The sequence below is a fragment of the Clostridium boliviensis genome, assembly GCF_033342255.1.
GTDB classification, from domain to species: Bacteria; Bacillota; Clostridia; order Lachnospirales; family Lachnospiraceae; genus Lacrimispora; species Lacrimispora boliviensis.
Genome location: NZ_JAWONS010000326.1, coordinates 1 through 17,116, shown reverse-complemented (window position 1 = coordinate 17,116; position 17,116 = coordinate 1). Strand labels below are relative to the sequence as shown.

The following is a 17,116-nucleotide window of genomic DNA, read 5'->3' as shown; positions in this document are numbered from 1 at the left end:
TTGTCCAGTATTTTAGTAGCTATTCTGGTATTCGGTTTAATTGTTTTGATTCACGAGTTAGGTCATTTTCTGTTCGCAAAAATGAGCGGAATCGCAGTGGTGGAATTTTCTGTCGGTATGGGCCCTCGTCTCTTGCATTTTAAAAAGGGAGAGACTACTTATTCCATAAAGGCACTTCCTTTGGGCGGATCCTGCATGATGCTGGGGGAAGATGAGGAGAATCCGGATGAACGGGCGTTTCAGAATAAATCAATTCCTGCAAGGATGTCTGTCATAGCGGCAGGACCTATATTTAATTTTATTTTGGCCTTTTTGCTTTCTTTGATTCTGGTAGGCATGAGCGGTTATGATACCACTTATATTAAGGAAGTAACAGATGGATCTCCTGCTTCTGAAGCAGGAATGCGTTCAGGCGATAAGCTATTAAAAATTAACGGTGAGAATGTTTCTATGTATCAGGAATACATTCTTTATAAGCTGATGAAACCAGATGAAAAAATGAACCAGGTAGAGTTTGCAAGAATCGATCCTCAGACAGGGAATCAGGATATTCAGACAGTGACTGTTACTCCCAAATATTCTGAAGAAAGTAAAAAATATCTGATTGGTATTTTAATTGCGCCGGAAAATAAGAAGGCAGCAAATGCCGGTGACCTGATCAAGCATGGATATATGGAGATGAAATATGATGTTAAACTGACTGTAAAGAGTCTTGGTATGCTTTTTACAGGAAAAGCCAGTGTAAAAGACTTGAGCGGACCGGTTGGTATTGTGGTTATGATCGATGATTCTGTAAAAGCAGGTCTGACTGTCAGTGTTGTTGCGGCACTTATGAATGTCATCAGCATGTGCATCCTTTTGAGTGCCAACTTAGGCGTGATGAATCTGCTCCCAATTCCGGCGCTTGACGGTGGAAGGCTGCTGTTTTTGATAATAGAAGCAATTCGGGGAAAACGAATGGACCCGGAAAAAGAAGGCCTTGTGAATATGATCAGTATGGCAGCTTTAATGGCTCTGATGATTTTTGTGGTGTTTAATGATATCAGCAGATTTACCGGATAAAGGTGTGGATATGGAGGAACTTATGAACAGGAATCATACGAAGACAATACAGATCAAAGATCGGGTCATTGGCGGGGGCAATCCAATACTGATCCAGTCCATGTGCAATACGAAAACCCAGGATGTGTCATCAACCGTAGACCAGATTAAAAAGCTGACAGCAGCCGGATGCGATATTATCCGGGTTGCTGTTCCAGATATGGAAGCAGCGGCAGCTATCAGAGAAATAAAAAAACAAATCAGGATACCACTGGTGGCAGATATTCATTTTGATTATCGGCTGGCTGTGGCAGCTATAGAATCTGGAGCGGATAAAATACGGATTAATCCAGGCAATATAGGTTCTCTGGATCGCGTGCAGGCAGTTGTGGAAAAAGCAAAAGAGTATCAAATACCTATCCGTGTGGGTGTAAACAGTGGTTCTCTTGAAAAAAATCTGATTGAAAAATATGGTGGAGTGACTGCAGAAGGAATTGTAGAAAGTGCTCTAAATAAAGTACGTATGATTGAAGAGATGGACTATGGAAATCTGGTTATCAGCATCAAGTCTTCGGATGTATTAATGTGCGTGAAGGCCCATGAACTCATGGCTGAACAGTCGGATTATCCTCTGCATGTGGGGATTACTGAGGCCGGAACACTTCAGACCGGAACCATCAAATCTTCCGTTGGACTTGGAATTATACTTCATAAGGGGATTGGCGATACCATTCGGGTTTCGCTCACCGGTGATCCGCTTGAAGAAGTAAAAGCTGCAAAAACTATACTAAGAACACTGGGGTTAAGAAAGGGCGGAGTAGAGGTGATTTCCTGCCCAACCTGCGGAAGGACCAGAATTGATCTGATCTCGCTGGCAAATCAGGTGGAGGATATGGTTTCAGCTTATGATCATCTGGATATTAAGGTGGCAGTTATGGGCTGCGTGGTAAATGGTCCGGGTGAGGCAAGAGAAGCGGATATCGGGATTGCCGGTGGAATTGGAGAAGGTCTTCTTATTAAAAAAGGAGAAGTAATCCGTAAGGTTCCGGAAGAAGAACTTCTTAGCGCCCTTCAGGAAGAACTTATGAAAATGCAATAGGTGATAGAATGGCAAAGAAATTTTTGGAAGTTTTTCCAAACTTACATATAACAGACGAATTGCGGGAGCTTTTAAATCTGGTGGATGTGGAAAAGGTCACATCAAACAGGGATAGAAGCTCTATTCGTGTTTACTTAATTAGTCCCAGACTGATACACAAACACAATATTTACAGTCTGGAAAAAGGAATCAAAGATCAGTTATTTCCTTCCAAACAGATCTCGATTAAGATTATTGAGCGGTTTCGTCTGTCTGGGCAGTATACGCCTCAAAAACTGTTAAAGATCTATCGGGAGAGTCTCCTGGCAGAACTTAAGAATTATAGTATCATTGAATACAATATGTTCCGAAAAGCACAGTACCAGTTTCCTGAACCGGATCTTCTGAAGATGACTGTAGAGGATACCATTGTAACGCATGAAAAAGCAGGAGAGTTAAAACGCGTACTTGAAAAAATTTTTCATGAAAGGTGCGGTCTGCCTATAGAAGTTCAGTATGAGTATGTTGCACCTAAAGAAAATGCCCTTGCTAAACAGAAAGAACTCCAGATGCAAAGGGAAGTGGAAGAAATCGTCAGCAGGACTTCTCTTGGAATTTCGCAAAACAATGGTACAGAGGAAGAGTTCGGAGGTTCTTCAGGTACAGATGGCTCTCAGGGATCATTGGCAGCGTCTGGTTCTGATGAAGTACCATTTATACAGGAATCCCAGTCACCATCTTCTGTACTTCGTATGGGGGGGGAAAACGAAGGAGAGAAAAAGGAATCTGGAAAATCAGCAGATGCACAATCTGGAAAGAAGGAATGGAAAGATTACCGGAAGAACTCTTATAATGGCCGCCGCTCCGACAATCCGGAGGTTTTATATGGCAGAGACTTTGATGGGGAAACCATAGAAATAGAAAAAATTGACGGAGAAATCGGTGAAGTAGTGATCCGCGGTAAGATTATTATGTTGGACAGCCGGGAACTGAGAAGCGGCAAGACGATTATGATTTTCGATGTAACTGATTTTACGGATACGATCACAGTAAAGATGTTTGCGAAGGAAGAGCAGCTGGATGATTTAAAAAAGGCAGTTGTTCCAGGCAGCTTTATCCGATTAAAGGGTGTGACTACCATTGATAAGTTTGACGGGGAATTGACATTAGGGTCCGTTGTAGGGATTAAAAAATCAGAAGATTTTACAGGAAAACGATCAGATAACAGCCTGGAAAAACGGGTGGAACTTCACTGCCATACGAAAATGAGTGATATGGACGGTGTTTCTGAAGTAAAAGATCTGGTAAAACGTGCGAAAAAGTGGGGAATGCCTGCAATTGCGATTACGGACCATGGCTGTGTACAGGCTTTTCCGGATGCAAACCATGCCCTGGATAAGGGCGACACATTCAAGGTTATTTACGGAGTGGAAGGATACCTGGTTGATGATTTAAAACAGCTGGTAGAGAATTCCCATAACCAGGCTTTTACTGATTCCTATGTCGTTTTTGATATTGAGACAACAGGTTTCAGTTCTTCCAGAAACCGGATTATTGAAATTGGTGCGGTGAAGGTAACAGATGGAAAAATCATGGACAAATTCAGCGCATTTGTCAATCCTGATGTTCCCATACCCTTTGAGATCGAACAGCTTACTGGAATCAATGACAGTATGGTACTACCCCATCCCAAAATTGATGTGATCCTTCCCCAGTTTCTGGAATTTTGTAAAGATTCGGTACTGGTGGCTCACAATGCCTCCTTTGATGTAAGTTTTATTTCTTATAATGCCCTGCAGCTTCAGTTAGAGTTTAATCCAACGGTCATTGACACAGTGGCTCTGTCAAGACTGTTATTGCCCAGTTTGAACCGGTATAAGCTGGATACTGTAGCCAAAGCACTAAAGATATCCCTGGCCAACCATCACCGGGCGGTTGACGATGCAGGCTGTACGGCTGAGATATTTGCAGCATTTGTAAGCATGCTCCGGGACAGGGGGGTTGAAACTCTTGATGAGTTAAACAAACTCAGTACCATGTCACCAGATATGATTAAAAAGCTTCCCACCTATCACGTGATTATTCTGGCAGCCAATGATGTAGGCAGGGTGAACTTATACCGGTTGATTTCCTGTTCCCATATCGACTTTTATGCCAGAAGACCCAGGATTCCCAAAAGCGTACTGAATGAATACAGGGAGGGACTGATTATTGGTTCTGCCTGTGAAGCAGGAGAGTTATTTCAGGCTCTTCTCAGGGGAGTTCCCGATGCAGAAATAGCAAAGCTCGTGAATTTCTACGATTATCTGGAGATACAGCCGCTTGGCAATAATGCGTTTATGCTGAGAGATGAAAAGAGTACGATAAAAACGGAGCAGGATTTAATTGATATTAATAAACGGATTGTTACGCTTGGAGAGCAGTTTGGGAAGCCCGTATGCGCGACCTGTGACGTTCATTTCCTCGATCCGGAGGATGAGGTTTACCGAAGGATAATTATGGCTGGACAAGGGTTTAAGGATTCGGATGAACAGGCTCCGCTGTACCTTCGAACGACTGAGGAAATGCTTCGGGAATTTGAATATCTGGGTCCAAATAAGGCAGAAGAAGTTGTCATAAAGAATACCAAAAAAATAGCGGATATGTGTGAACGGATTTCTCCAGTGCGGCCGGACAAGTGTGCGCCTGTCATTGAAAACTCTGACGAGGATTTAAGACAGATCTGTTACGACAGGGCTCATGCAATCTATGGAGAAGATCTTCCTGCCATTGTTACGGAACGGTTGGAACGGGAACTGAATTCCATTATTTCCAACGGATTTGCAGTTATGTATATTATTGCGCAGAAGCTGGTATGGAAATCCAATGAAGACGGTTATCTGGTGGGCTCCCGTGGATCAGTTGGATCCTCCTTTGTTGCCTATATGTCAGGTATTACAGAGGTTAATTCACTGAGTCCCCATTATTACTGTGGCAGCTGTCACTATTATGATTTTGATTCAGATGAAGTAAAGGTTTTTACCGGTATGGCCGGCTGTGATATGCCGGATAAGACCTGTCCGGTTTGCGGTCATCCCTTATCAAAGGATGGATTTGATATCCCATTTGAGACATTCCTGGGCTTTAAGGGAGATAAGGAGCCTGATATTGACTTAAACTTCTCCGGAGAATATCAGAGTAAGGCTCATGATTATACGGAAGTTATTTTCGGAAAAGGTCAGACATTCCGTGCGGGAACAATTGGCACTCTTGCAGATAAGACGGCATTCGGCTATGTAAAGAATTATTACGAGGAGCATGGGGTAAGAAAGAGAAACTGTGAAATCAACAGAATTGTTCAGGGGTGTGTGGGTGTCAGACGAACGACTGGCCAGCACCCGGGAGGAATTATAGTTCTGCCTCATGGAGAGGAGATCTATTCCTTTACACCGGTGCAGAGGCCTGCCAATGATATGACGACTATGACGGTGACCACTCATTTTGATTATCATTCCATTGACCATAACCTATTAAAGCTTGATATTCTCGGACACGACGATCCTACCATGATCCGTATGCTTCAGGATCTGATCGGTTTTGACCCCGTAAAGGATATCCCCCTGGACAGCAGGGAAGTTATGTCGCTTTTCCAGGACACATCGGCTCTTGGGATTTCTCCCGAGGACATCGGGGGCTGTAAGCTTGGAGCACTTGGAGTACCTGAATTTGGTACGGATTTCGCCATGCAGATGTTAATTGATACCCAGCCTAAGTATTTCTCTGATCTTGTCCGTATCGCAGGTCTTGCACATGGAACAGATGTGTGGCTGGGGAATGCCCAGGCTCTTATTCAGGAAGGAAAGGCAACCATTCAGACTGCCATATGTACCAGAGATGATATTATGATATACTTAATTTCCATGGGACTGGAAGAGGGTATGTCTTTTACCATTATGGAAAGCGTGCGTAAAGGAAAGGGTCTGAAGCCTGAGTGGGAAGAGGAGATGATATCCCATGGAGTTCCGGATTGGTACATCTGGTCCTGTAAGAAGATTAAATACATGTTCCCTAAAGCTCATGCAGCAGCTTATGTTATGATGGCATGGAGAATTGCATACTGCAAGGTCTTTTATCCTCTAGCCTATTACGCGGCCTTTTTCAGTATCCGGGCTAGTGGTTTTAGTTATGAGCTGATGTGTCAGGGAAGGGAGAAGCTGGAGTATTATCTGGCGGATTACAGGAAACGAATGGATACCCTTTCCAAAAAAGAGCAGGATACACTGCGGGATATGCGTATTGTCCAGGAAATGTATGCCAGAGGTTATGATTTTACGCCTATTGATATTTACCAGGCGAAAGCAAGGCATTTTCAGATCATTGGCGGTAAACTGATGCCATCCTTAAGCAGCATAGACGGGTTGGGAGATAAAGCGGCAGATGCAGTTGTAGATGCAGTAAAAGACGGCCGGTTTTTATCCAGAGAGGATTTCAGGAACCGGACAAAGGTCAGTAAGACTGTTTGCGATCTTATGGGAGACTTAGGACTTCTTGGTGATCTTCCTGAGTCCAATCAGCTGTCTCTTTTTGATCTGGCATAAAAAAGAATCAGCTGCAGAACAGGAATGCTTGTTTTGCAGCTGATTCTGATACAAAGAGTAACTGAAATCTAATCTTATTTTTCCAGTATTTAAAAAAAAATAAAAAATTTTGAAAATAATGTTGACATTACCTCTGATTTATATTATACTACCTAACGTAATCGAGGCGTGGCTCAGTTTGGTAGAGCGCTGCGTTCGGGACGCAGAGGTCGCAAGTTCGAATCTTGTCGCCTCGATTTTGTATGAATCATATTCGTACTGGCCTATTGGTCAAGCGGTCAAGACGCCGCCCTCTCACGGCGGAAACCCGAGTTCGATTCTCGGATAGGTCATATTAAAGCCTTCAGGATAAACCTGAAGGCTTTTTTTGAGGAAGTATCAGCAGGGCTTATCTTTATAACACCAGAACCAGTCCATACAATTTAAGTTTTGTGCCTGAGGATCATTGATGCGTTCTAACATCTGGTCATAAGTACGGGGCGGTGGCACCATAGCAGGAGTGCCTGGCTCCCAGTTAGCCGGGGTTACGACGTTACAGCGGTCAGTTGTTTGAAGGGCAGTTAAAAGCCGTATGATTTCACAGATATTTCTGCCGTTTGTAAGAGGATAAATCAGAATTGCCCGGATAATCTGGTCTGGATCAATGAAATAGACGTTACGGACAGTTTCCTGCTTGGCTGCATCAGGAGCTATCATACCATACATATTTGACACATCGGCCATTCTGTCTGCTATAATAGGGAACGGGATCTGAATGCCTGTCAGTAAATAGATCTGGTTTACCCATGCAAGATGAGAAGGATTGCTGTCAATGCTTAAGCCGATTAATTTGGCATTTAAAGCTTCAAATTGGTCATTGGCTTGCGCAAAGGCAATAAATTCGGTAGTGCAGACGGGGGTAAATACATTGCATATAGATGGAAAATATAGAAAAGATTGAAAGAGACCTAAAAAAATGTTAGGTCTCTTTTTTTTAGACCTAACATTTCGGATAGATAAAAACACAGTCAATCAAACAAGTGCTGGCTACACTTGGGGAACGAATCAGCAAGCTTAAAGTTTTATTACCAGTTACCAAATACCTGATACGTGTCACCTACAAGCCTTCATTACATCCACTGATGATGTGTATATAGAAATTATAAAGATACACATGAGAAAAAACAATAGGGATAAATCAGTAAGTGCTATAGATATTTAAAATATCAATGCAGTTGATATTTATAAAATACAGTAAAACAGAAAACTTCCCGTGGTTGACATCGTTAAGAAAAAATGTATTGGAGGAAAGCAAAGTGAAAAAGGAAAAGAAAGGAAGACCCACATCAATAAGACTCTTACCAGAGACTGAAAAATATCTTATGAGATGTCCGGGAAAAAATCTGACTGATAAATTCGAATACTTAATTCATTTTTGCATGAAGCGGGAAGAAATGCTGGTTAAGGTAGAAGAGGAGTATCAAAGACGCTTTAAATCATATGAGGAGGAAATAAAGAGCCAGGAGCTATTGCTTAGAAAGCTCCGCGCGGCAGCCCAGAAAAGTACTGATTATTTAGACGATGTGGTGAAGGAAATCAGGTGGAGTCATGAAAACAATGATGATTGATTTTAGAAAGAGAGGTTTCTTATGAGCAACGGAAAAGAACAGCAGTTAGAGATTAAGACAATTAAGGAGCGGACCATTGAAATCAAACTGTCTGATGCAGATGTTGAAAGATTATATAAAAAGGCAGGAAGCGCCAGTCTGTCTGTGTCAGAGCTTCTTGAAAATTTTGTTGGTGACCTGGTAAATGGAACCTATACCAATGGATCTGATGAAAGGGCTGCATTAAATAACTGGTTTGAGAGATGTTACTTTGGTATGTTTCCGGAAGAGAGCTTTTTGAAATATCTGATTGATCAGGATACTATCGAGGAATTTCTGGAATTGTACAATGATATGAGAAGTAGTGTAGATCAGATGCCTGTTATGGAAGAAGAATTTAAGACTGGAATCATGAAAAGATATGATGGGAGTACATATACTTGGCAGGATTTAGTGGTCTGTACAGCTGAAGGTGATATGCCTCGTTATTCCCGGAAAGAAGAATGGGAAAAAGAACAATTAGAAAATATTAAACAGGAAAAAGAGTTTGTGTCAGATTGCAAAGAGCAAATAGATGATTACTGGAATGATTTTTTGCAGTCTGTTAATGGACAAGTAGGTACTTTAGAAAATGAAATTGAAAAAGTTATTAAATGGTATGGCGATATGGATCGCGTGAAGAATGGTGTGTAATAGAAAAAATTCTGAATAAAGAGTCTTTGAAAATATAAATACCAGGAGGATAAAAACATGGCAGTTATTGGGAGCATTAACAGTAACAAAGGTGGAGTTGGCAAAACCACCACTACAGTAGTATTAGGTGAGCTTCTGGCTTACTTAGGTAAAAAAACTCTGATCGTTGATCAGGACCCACAGGGGAATACATCTATGCAGTTTCATTTGTTTCAAAAGGATAGTCCGGAGATTGAGAATGGAATACTGCTTCCGGAAAGCGAGGATTACCATATTGCAGAGCTTTATCGATTCCGCTATCGGAATGGTGAAGAGGTAAAGAGCCTGATAAGAAAAACGTACATTGAAAATCTCTCTATTCTACCCAGCAGCCACAGGCACAAATTGACTCAGGATCTGTTGGTTAGCAATACAGGCAATAATAATACAATTTTAAAAAGGGCCTTAAAAGCTATATCACATGAGTATGACTATATACTGATTGACAATGCACCGGCAAATAATATTTTGACGGTAAACAGTATTTTTGCCTCAGATTTTATTATTATTCCGATTAAGTGTGAGCAGTATTCTTATGAGGGGCTGCAGGAAACATTGAAAAGCATTATCTATATAAAAGAGGAACATGATTTAGAAAGCCCTCAGTTTCTGGGAGCATTTATCACCCAGGCAAATATAATTACCAATGCATTTAAGGAAACCAGCAAGACATTTACAGCAAACATGAACAATATGTTTTTTGATACTGCGATCCGGCAAGATACAAAAATCAATGACATAGAAAGAGAATTTAAGCCATTGCTTACATATCCAAATTCCAGAGCATTAAGTGATTACTGTAACTTGTTATTGGAGATGGGAATTTTAGATACCCAGACTGAGAAATTTTTAAGAGATACCATAAAGGAAGCAATGTAAGGAGGTTGTTTTATGCCAGTACAGAAATTTAGAGGTCTTAACATTAGAAATAATGAAATAGCCAAGGTTCAGGAGGTAAGTACTATACCCGAGGATAGTGTGGTGACAGATCCAGGCGTTGGTTTGCAGGAAATAGTAGGGAAGCTGAGCGAAAAGAGGAGTAATGTCCCGTTTAATTTGAAAATCATACCCAGAAAGAAAATCATATTCAATGATAAGAACGATTACAGCCAGGTGGATTTAGAAAAGCTTGCGGAAGGAATTTTGCACTTTGGGCTGATTCATTCTCTTGAGGGATTTTATGATGAGGAACAGGATTTATATGTAATAGAATCTGGGGAGAGAAGAACCAGAGCTATTGATCTTCTTCTGGAAAAGTTTAGAGATTATGAAGATACTGATTCACAAGAGTATCAGGACTACCTGGAGAACGTAAAGGGGTTCGAAGCAGGTTATCCTATTAACGTGAAAAAGAAAAAATATACGGATGCCGGTGATATGTCCCCTTTAGATGAAATTGACAGCGAAATCAGATTGATGGATGCCAATGAAGAGGTAAGGCCCACAAATCCTCAGGATAAGTATAAACGAGTTACAAGACGTGCTGAATTGATGGAGAGGCGTAATGCTTTATTGCCATATAAGAAACGTATTAATGTAAATAAAGAAGTGGGAAATAAACTGGGGATGACTGAGAGGCAGGTTCAAAAGTATAAAAGTATTGATTCTTTGATACCGGAATTGAGAGAAGAGTTTTTTCAGAATAATATCACTCTGGCCGATGGAGCAAATTATTCTGTTCTTACTGAGGAAGAACAGAGGAATATTTTAAAGCTGATTCAGGAAGGGAAGAAAGTATCTGCTGATGATATCAAAAAGCTTAAGCAGGAGAAGGAGGCTGTGCAAACGGAATTGATCCTTAAAGAGGGGGAATTAAGCAGATTAAGGGAAGAGAGTGATCAACTGCAGGAAAGGCATGAGAAGGAGCTTGTGAGGCTCCAGGAGAGTATTGAGCAGGACCGCGAGCGTATCAAACTTGAAATTTCGGAAGAGATTCTAAATAACAGCCCTGATAGAAATAAAGTTAAGGAGCTTGAAAAGCAGCTGCAAGAAAAAGAAGATGCCCAAAAGGATATTAATAAAAATCTTAACGAAATCAGCCAGAGACTGAATAGTAAGAATAATGAAATTGAAAAGTTAGAAACTGAGTTAAAGCAGATGAAGAATCAGCCTGGCCAAGATCTTGAAAGGATTCGCATGGAAGTAAAATTGTCTACGGCAATTGGGACAGCAATGAGCTCAGTAACTGACATAAAAAAGGCGTTTATCACTTATGGAAAGTTAAATGGTACTGATATCCCTAAATTCAAGGAGGAGATTGAGGCAATTGTAAATAATCTACATACCATACTTAAAATATAGATTTAACCAGGAAGTACTTGAAGTTTAATAGAACAGGAGGAGGAAAAAGTGGTAATAAGGAAAATTGATCATCTCGGCAGGTTAGTCTTGCCGAAAGATATTAGAAATTCCATGGGATTAGCTGATGGGTCTTCATTGGAAATATTGGCTACAGATGAGGGGATATTGTTAAAGAAGTATAGCGCGGAATTAAGCTTGATCTCAGACATTGAAAATCTGCAAAGATCTGTAAAAGATGAAAATTCCTTTGTTGGACAGGATAAAGCAGATCAAATACAGAAATGTTTGCAAGAAGCACTATTGTTATTAAGGCAGGCAAATTAGGATTTCCCGGCGTACCCGGAGGAAGGTGGATTTATGAAAAATGGAGATAGAGTTATCATGAATAATAAGTACAGAGTATCTGAACGTAACAAGGGAAAGGTCTTTATAGTTCGCAGTGAGCCATGGGATCTGTGCGGTACAGAGTGTGTGTTGCTGGAAGGGTATCGGGGTGGCTATGCAGTAGATGGCCTTACCCTTGTAGATTAGTGTTTACCTGGGCTGCTATAGAAGAAACTGGCAGCCCGGCTCTCAATTACTGATTCTTATGAATTTCATTATAGGCTTCTAAAATACCATTTTTAACAGCCCTTTTAATTATGAAATATACAAGGACAAAAATGCCAATAGTTATTGCTATAAGTAAAAACAAGTTTAAAATCCCAAAGATTAAAATGCTATTCATAAAAACAGACCTCCTTCTTATACCTGGTTTGATTTTAAAGGAAGGCCGGAAAAGAAACAAGTAGCAAAACTATTACGATTAACAAAACTGATATTTCCCGGATCACCGGGGGAAAGGGAATCATGTGTAATATCGAAGTAAAGAGAAAAGCAATCTCTAAAAAGACTCGAATAGAGGTTTATGAAAAATATAATGGGCATCGCGCCTATTGTGGCTGTGAGATGGAGCTTGGAGAAATGCAAGTAGATCATGTGGAATCCTTATACTGGTATGGCAGAGTTGATGATCTAAGTAATTATATGCCGGCGTGCAGGGCTTGTAATTTTTATAAAAGCACCTTTCCGCTTGAAGAATTTAGAGAAAATATAAAAACCATACCGGAGCGATTAGAAAGGGAATTTATTTATCGTCTCTCTAAAAAATATGGCATTGTCCAGGAAACAGATAAGCCGGTTAAGTTTTATTTTGAAACAGTAAACCGAAATTTTGTGAGGTGCATTATGAAATTAAAAAAGTGTTTGAGTATTACGAAGTGTAAGAAATTCTCCATTTTTATTTATCCAAAAGGACATATAAAAGAGCGAAGAGGGATGGATGAAGCACCTCTTAAAATGTTTGATATTGAAAGAAATGAAAAAGGAGAAATTTCTTATAGTGAATTTTTGGATTTTATAAAATGTGAAGTAACAGAAATTATTCCTCATAGTTCTGGGGTTAATATAGTTGCGGAACTGAACTGAAATATGAATGATTAAAAGAAAGGAGCCAGCCTCCTGCAGGGGTAAGGGTATACCGGGCTTCTTACAAATTATGAAAACAGTTATGAAGTATCCGGGAAGTAAATGGAGTATCGCAGACTGGATTATAAGTTACTTCCCGGAGCATCACAGTTACTTAGAGGCGTTTTTCGGCAGTGGAGCCGTTCTGTTTAATAAGCCCAGGTCAAACATTGAAACGGTGAATGATATGGACGGGAATGTGGTAAATCTATTCGAATGGATTCGCAAGGACCCGGAACGACTGGCCAGAGAAATATATTTAACTCCTTACGCAAGACAAATTTATGATGATGCCTTTAAAACGGTACCAGAGGACAGTTTTAGTAAAGCAATTAATTTCTACATAAGGCTGAATATGGGCCACGGATTCCGCACTACTGGGGAAAAGGTAGGCTGGAAGAATGACGTACAGGGACGTGAAAAAGCTTATGCTGCGTCAGATTGGTGCAAATTACCGGAAAAGATAATGCAAGCAGCAGAACGGATCAGAGGCGTACAAATTGAAAACCGCCCGGCAGTGGAGCTGATTGAAAGGTTTAATAATCCGAAAGTATTGATTTATGCTGATCCTCCATATGTGCTGAGTGAAAGGCATGGTAAGCAATACCGTTACGAAATGGTAGAAGATAAACAGCATCATGACTTGATAGATGTATTACAGGCTCATAAAGGCCCAGTATTACTAAGCGGATATGATAGTGAACTATATAATGATCGTTTATCTAACTGGTACCGGGAAGAAACAACATGCTATTCGCAGGTCAGCAGTAAAAAAAGAGAAATTCTTTGGATGAATTTCGAACCTGCAGGACAGACAAATATTTATGATTTTATAAGCTAAACTGTAGAGAGGTGAATTTAATGATTAAAACCACACTAACAAAAATAAAAAATCAAATCAATGAAACTATTGATAATTACAAATATCTTGAAGTAAAAGATATAAATGTCTACATAGAAGAAAATAAAATTTGCTTTAAAGTAGGAACATGGAAACACCAAGAAACAGAAGATGAACTTCAAACTGCTTACGTGATGGACAAAAAAGTGAAACCATCTGATGCGCTTGCTATGAACACAGCCATTTTATTAGATGAAATGGCTGATATTATAAAAAATGACATGGCCGATATTATAAAAAATAACACTTCGACTAGCTTGTTTCTCAATCAGTAATTTAGATTTCCCGGAACCTGGGAGGAAAGGATACCATGGGTAATACAGAAGTAAAGAGAAAAGCAATCCCTAAAAAGATACGAAAAAAGGTCTATGAAAAATATAATGGGAATTGTGCATATTGCGGCTGTGAAATGGAAATTAGTGAAATGCAAGTCGATCATGTGGAATCCTTGTACTGGTATGGAGGAACTGATGATATAAGCAATTATATGCCGGCGTGCAGAGCCTGTAATTTTTATAAAAGCACCTTTCCGCTTGAAGAGTTTAGAGAAAATTTAAAGACCATACCGGAACGATTAGAAAAGGAATTTATATATCGTCTCTCTAAAAAATATGGCATTGTTCAGGTAACGGATAAGCCGGTTCAATTTTATTTTGAAACAGTAAACTGAAATTTAAGGGAGAGTTACAAAATGAAAAACAAGCGTTACTCTAAAAGAAGATATTCAAAAAAGAATAGTCATTTACAATTAATAGTTTTGCTCATTTTTTTTGTAAGTATCTTTCAGGGGAAATTCTCAAAAAATCAGATTCTTTTCAATACATATTCTAAGTGGTTACTAGTCGCATTTTGTTTGCTTTTTATAGGAAAAATAATATTTGCATTTTATAATAAACAAAAAAAATTAAAAAAATATTTATATAGCAGAATATTTGAAATCGATAAAATGAGTGGTCCAGATTTTGAAAAACTTCTAAAAGCTCACTTTGAAAAGAAAGGATATAGTGTAAGGCTTACCCCTGCAAGTAATGACTATGGTGCCGATCTTGTACTGATAAAAGATAATTCAACAACTGTAGTACAAGCTAAAAGATACAAAAATAAAATTGGCAATAAGGCTATTCAGGAAATTGTTGGAGCAAAAGGTTATTACAATGCAGATAAGTGTATGGTCATTTCAAATTCATTTTATACTGCTAATGCTATAGCGTTGGCCAAAGCGAACAACGTTACGCTTTGGAACAGAAATGATTTGATAGATAATTTCAAGATAGAATAGTATGAGATTTTATGACGAAGGAGAAGCAATGGAATTAGTGATTATAGTTGATATTGACGCTAAAGAATCTGGATTAGACGAGGAGTTCATAAAAGATAATATAATTGACTTTACAAGGGATTTATTAATAAATGGTGCAGCTGAACAGGAAATAGGACTTACTCTTAAAGCGGTTGACTATTCAGCATAATAAGAGTTTATCAGATCGTTGGAGAGATGTAGACAAAACCATCTACTACTTATACAAAGGAGAAAAGAATGAATAAAAAAGAAGTAAGCGAAGTTAAAAAGCTTCTAAACCCAACAAATTGCTGCATTACTCGAATATGCAGCAGCTATGTAGATTCGGAAAAAAATAAACGAACAGAGCTTAAGGAAGCCTTTTTATCTCTTCCGGAGGAAGATGCGTTTAAGTATTTTACTATCTTTAAAACAGCAATGACTGGAAGTATAGGTAAAAATCTATTTAATATGGAGTTCCCTACGTCTGCTGAAGCTGAGGGGGGTACACAGAATTTTCTTATGAGACTTCGTAATAGTCAGTTAAAGGATGATTCTCTTATCGAGGAGTTTTACGACAAAGTAATTGGAAATTATGAGTATGCAGAAAATTACTACATAATCTTGATACACTGTGCTTACGATATTCCATCAAAATCCACAGATGGAATGGAAATGTATGATGCATCGGAATTCGTCTACGAATTTATTCAGTGTACGATTTGTCCTGTTAAATTATCAAAAGCGGGGCTTTGCTATAATTCACAAGATAACGTAATCGAGAACAGAAATCGAGATTGGGTCGTAGAGTCACCAGAGACAGGTTTTATATTCCCGGCATTCACAGACAGAAATACAAATATTCATGGATTGCTATATTACGCCAAGAATCCGGAGCAAATACAGGAGCGTCTTATTGACGAACTTTTAGGGTGTGTCATTCCACTGTCTGCAAAGAGTCAGAAGGAGACTTTTCAGACGATCATAGAGTATACCTTGGGAGAAAAATGTGACTTTGAGACGGTAAAGAATATCCATGATAGCATCAATGAGATGATAGAGGAGGCAAATGATGAGTCGGTTCCGTTAACCCTGGATAAAGATCAAATAAAGCAGCTTCTGGTTAACAACGGAGCCACACCGGAAAAGCTTGAAGAATATGATCAGTGCTATAAAGAGTACCAGGAAGGAGAAAACTCTGGTTTTATGGCTTCCAACGTGTCCAATACCAAAAGTTTTGAGATTAAGACAACGGATGTAAGTATAAAAGTTGCTCCGGACAAATCGTACCTGGTAAAACGCCAGCTTGTTAATGGTCGTTCCTGCATCGTTATTGAAACGAGTGAACATATTGAAATCAACGGGATAGTAGTGAAGTAAGGCAGCACAAGGCAAAACGGAAGTAGGTGAGAAAATGGCAGAGATACAGGAAATTTTAAAAATAGAGGGCGTAGGTGCTAAAGGAGGAGGAATACTGCCTAAATATGTAATGTTAGATCCAGATCTTACGCTGGAAGCAAAATGTATTTATACCTATTTTGCAAGCCTGGCTGGTATGGGGACAACAGTTTTTCCTGGTCGAGATACAATAATAGAATATCTTGGTATCAATAAGGATACGTTCTATAAACATTTTAAATTGTTAATTGAACAAAATTATGTTACTACAAAGCAGGAGAATTCCTCCAATGGTTTTAAGAAAAATGTTTACACACTTGTTTCAAACCCTAAAAAATTTGAATCCCAATCCTCTACAATTGACAAATCCACCTATAGCAGAATACGATTTGGAGGGTTAAAATCAGCAGGATATGGTTGGATGCCATATATGGTTATGACTGATCCTCGGCTAAATATAAAAGCAAAAGGTATTTATGCTTATTTTTGTGTATGGACAGGTAGTGGAAATAGTGCTTTTCCAAGTAAAGACGACATTTTAAGGCACTTAGGTATCAGTCATAATACATATCAGCGCTATTATAAGCAACTCATTGATCTTAATTATATTACTGTGGTCCAAAGGCGAGATAGTGGACGAATGGCTGTTAATGATTATTATTTAAATGATAATCCAGATGTAGATTGTTTACCGGATACCAAAATTTCGGACACGGG

At 39.3% G+C, this 17,116-nt stretch carries 19 protein-coding genes and 2 tRNA genes; 19 read left to right on the top strand and 2 right to left on the bottom strand.

Annotated features, from left to right (window positions below):
- From rseP to RZO55_RS23510, 5 genes are all read left to right on the top strand, one after another.
- Positions 1 to 1,062 carry an RIP metalloprotease RseP gene (gene rseP, locus RZO55_RS23530; RefSeq protein WP_318066684.1) on the top strand — a complete coding sequence of 354 codons (1,062 nt, stop codon included), beginning with the start codon at positions 1 to 3 and terminating at the stop codon, positions 1,060 to 1,062.
- 10 nt (positions 1,063 to 1,072) lie between these two features.
- Positions 1,073 to 2,140 (top strand): flavodoxin-dependent (E)-4-hydroxy-3-methylbut-2-enyl-diphosphate synthase, encoded by a 1,068-nt coding sequence (gene ispG, locus RZO55_RS23525; RefSeq protein ID WP_318066735.1) that lies wholly within the window; start codon positions 1,073 to 1,075, stop codon positions 2,138 to 2,140.
- Between the two features lie 8 nt (positions 2,141 to 2,148).
- A complete protein-coding gene (locus RZO55_RS23520; protein WP_318066683.1) occupies positions 2,149 to 6,696 on the top strand; it encodes a PolC-type DNA polymerase III in 4,548 nt (1,515 codons plus the stop codon).
- 162 nt (positions 6,697 to 6,858) lie between these two features.
- A tRNA-Pro gene (locus RZO55_RS23515) sits at positions 6,859 to 6,932 on the top strand.
- A gap of 24 nt (positions 6,933 to 6,956) precedes the next feature.
- Positions 6,957 to 7,028: transfer RNA gene (locus RZO55_RS23510), tRNA-Glu, on the top strand.
- 46 nt (positions 7,029 to 7,074) lie between these two features.
- On the opposite strand, the gene RZO55_RS23505 is transcribed toward RZO55_RS23510, so the two are convergent.
- Positions 7,075 to 7,701, bottom strand: coding sequence for a peroxiredoxin (locus RZO55_RS23505; protein ID WP_318066682.1), 627 nt, complete (start codon positions 7,699 to 7,701; stop codon positions 7,075 to 7,077).
- Positions 7,702 to 7,991: 290 nt separating this feature from the next.
- Here RZO55_RS23505 and RZO55_RS23500 point away from each other — a divergent pair, with 290 nt between their 5' ends.
- The 6 genes from RZO55_RS23500 to RZO55_RS23475 are packed head-to-tail and all read left to right on the top strand — an operon-like array spanning position 7,992 to position 11,846.
- Positions 7,992 to 8,303 carry a hypothetical protein gene (locus tag RZO55_RS23500; protein ID WP_318066681.1) on the top strand — a complete coding sequence of 104 codons (312 nt, stop codon included), beginning with the start codon at positions 7,992 to 7,994 and terminating at the stop codon, positions 8,301 to 8,303.
- Positions 8,304 to 8,324: 21 nt separating this feature from the next.
- Positions 8,325 to 8,975, top strand: coding sequence for a hypothetical protein (locus RZO55_RS23495; protein ID WP_318066680.1), 651 nt, complete (start codon positions 8,325 to 8,327; stop codon positions 8,973 to 8,975).
- Between the two features lie 57 nt (positions 8,976 to 9,032).
- Entirely contained in the window at positions 9,033 to 9,893 is an 861-nt protein-coding gene (locus RZO55_RS23490; RefSeq protein ID WP_318066679.1) for a ParA family protein, read from the top strand.
- Positions 9,894 to 9,905: 12 nt separating this feature from the next.
- Positions 9,906 to 11,315, top strand: a complete 1,410-nt coding sequence (locus RZO55_RS23485) for a hypothetical protein (RefSeq protein ID WP_318066678.1) — start codon at positions 9,906 to 9,908, stop codon at positions 11,313 to 11,315.
- Between the two features lie 48 nt (positions 11,316 to 11,363).
- Positions 11,364 to 11,639: an AbrB/MazE/SpoVT family DNA-binding domain-containing protein gene (locus tag RZO55_RS23480; protein ID WP_318066677.1), complete on the top strand. Its 276-nt coding sequence runs from the start codon at positions 11,364 to 11,366 to the stop codon at positions 11,637 to 11,639.
- A 33-nt stretch (positions 11,640 to 11,672) separates the two neighbouring features.
- Positions 11,673 to 11,846: a hypothetical protein gene (locus RZO55_RS23475; RefSeq protein WP_318066676.1), complete on the top strand. Its 174-nt coding sequence runs from the start codon at positions 11,673 to 11,675 to the stop codon at positions 11,844 to 11,846.
- Positions 11,847 to 11,892: 46 nt separating this feature from the next.
- Here the strand turns inward: RZO55_RS23475 and RZO55_RS23470 are convergent, their stop codons facing one another.
- On the bottom strand, positions 11,893 to 12,042 hold the full coding sequence (locus RZO55_RS23470; RefSeq protein ID WP_318066675.1) for a DUF6019 family protein: 150 nt from the start codon (positions 12,040 to 12,042) through the stop codon (positions 11,893 to 11,895).
- 122 nt (positions 12,043 to 12,164) lie between these two features.
- Between RZO55_RS23470 and RZO55_RS23465 the strand changes: the two genes are divergently transcribed.
- From RZO55_RS23465 to RZO55_RS23430, 8 genes are all read left to right on the top strand, one after another.
- A complete protein-coding gene (locus RZO55_RS23465; protein ID WP_318066674.1) occupies positions 12,165 to 12,782 on the top strand; it encodes an HNH endonuclease in 618 nt (205 codons plus the stop codon).
- Between the two features lie 70 nt (positions 12,783 to 12,852).
- Positions 12,853 to 13,662: a DNA adenine methylase gene (locus RZO55_RS23460; protein WP_318066673.1), complete on the top strand. Its 810-nt coding sequence runs from the start codon at positions 12,853 to 12,855 to the stop codon at positions 13,660 to 13,662.
- Between the two features lie 20 nt (positions 13,663 to 13,682).
- A complete protein-coding gene (locus tag RZO55_RS23455; RefSeq protein WP_318066672.1) occupies positions 13,683 to 13,997 on the top strand; it encodes a hypothetical protein in 315 nt (104 codons plus the stop codon).
- A gap of 35 nt (positions 13,998 to 14,032) precedes the next feature.
- On the top strand, positions 14,033 to 14,392 hold the full coding sequence (locus RZO55_RS23450; RefSeq protein ID WP_318066671.1) for an HNH endonuclease: 360 nt from the start codon (positions 14,033 to 14,035) through the stop codon (positions 14,390 to 14,392).
- Positions 14,393 to 14,413: 21 nt separating this feature from the next.
- Positions 14,414 to 15,001, top strand: coding sequence for a restriction endonuclease (locus RZO55_RS23445; RefSeq protein ID WP_318066670.1), 588 nt, complete (start codon positions 14,414 to 14,416; stop codon positions 14,999 to 15,001).
- 28 nt (positions 15,002 to 15,029) lie between these two features.
- Complete coding sequence (locus tag RZO55_RS23440) at positions 15,030 to 15,191, top strand: hypothetical protein (RefSeq protein WP_318066669.1); 162 nt, start codon at positions 15,030 to 15,032, stop codon at positions 15,189 to 15,191.
- Between the two features lie 68 nt (positions 15,192 to 15,259).
- Positions 15,260 to 16,381 (top strand): DUF4317 domain-containing protein, encoded by a 1,122-nt coding sequence (locus RZO55_RS23435; RefSeq protein WP_318066668.1) that lies wholly within the window; start codon positions 15,260 to 15,262, stop codon positions 16,379 to 16,381.
- A 34-nt stretch (positions 16,382 to 16,415) separates the two neighbouring features.
- Positions 16,416 to 17,116, top strand: a 701-nt coding sequence (locus tag RZO55_RS23430) for a helix-turn-helix domain-containing protein (protein WP_318066667.1), incomplete at its 3' end; no start/stop codon positions are given.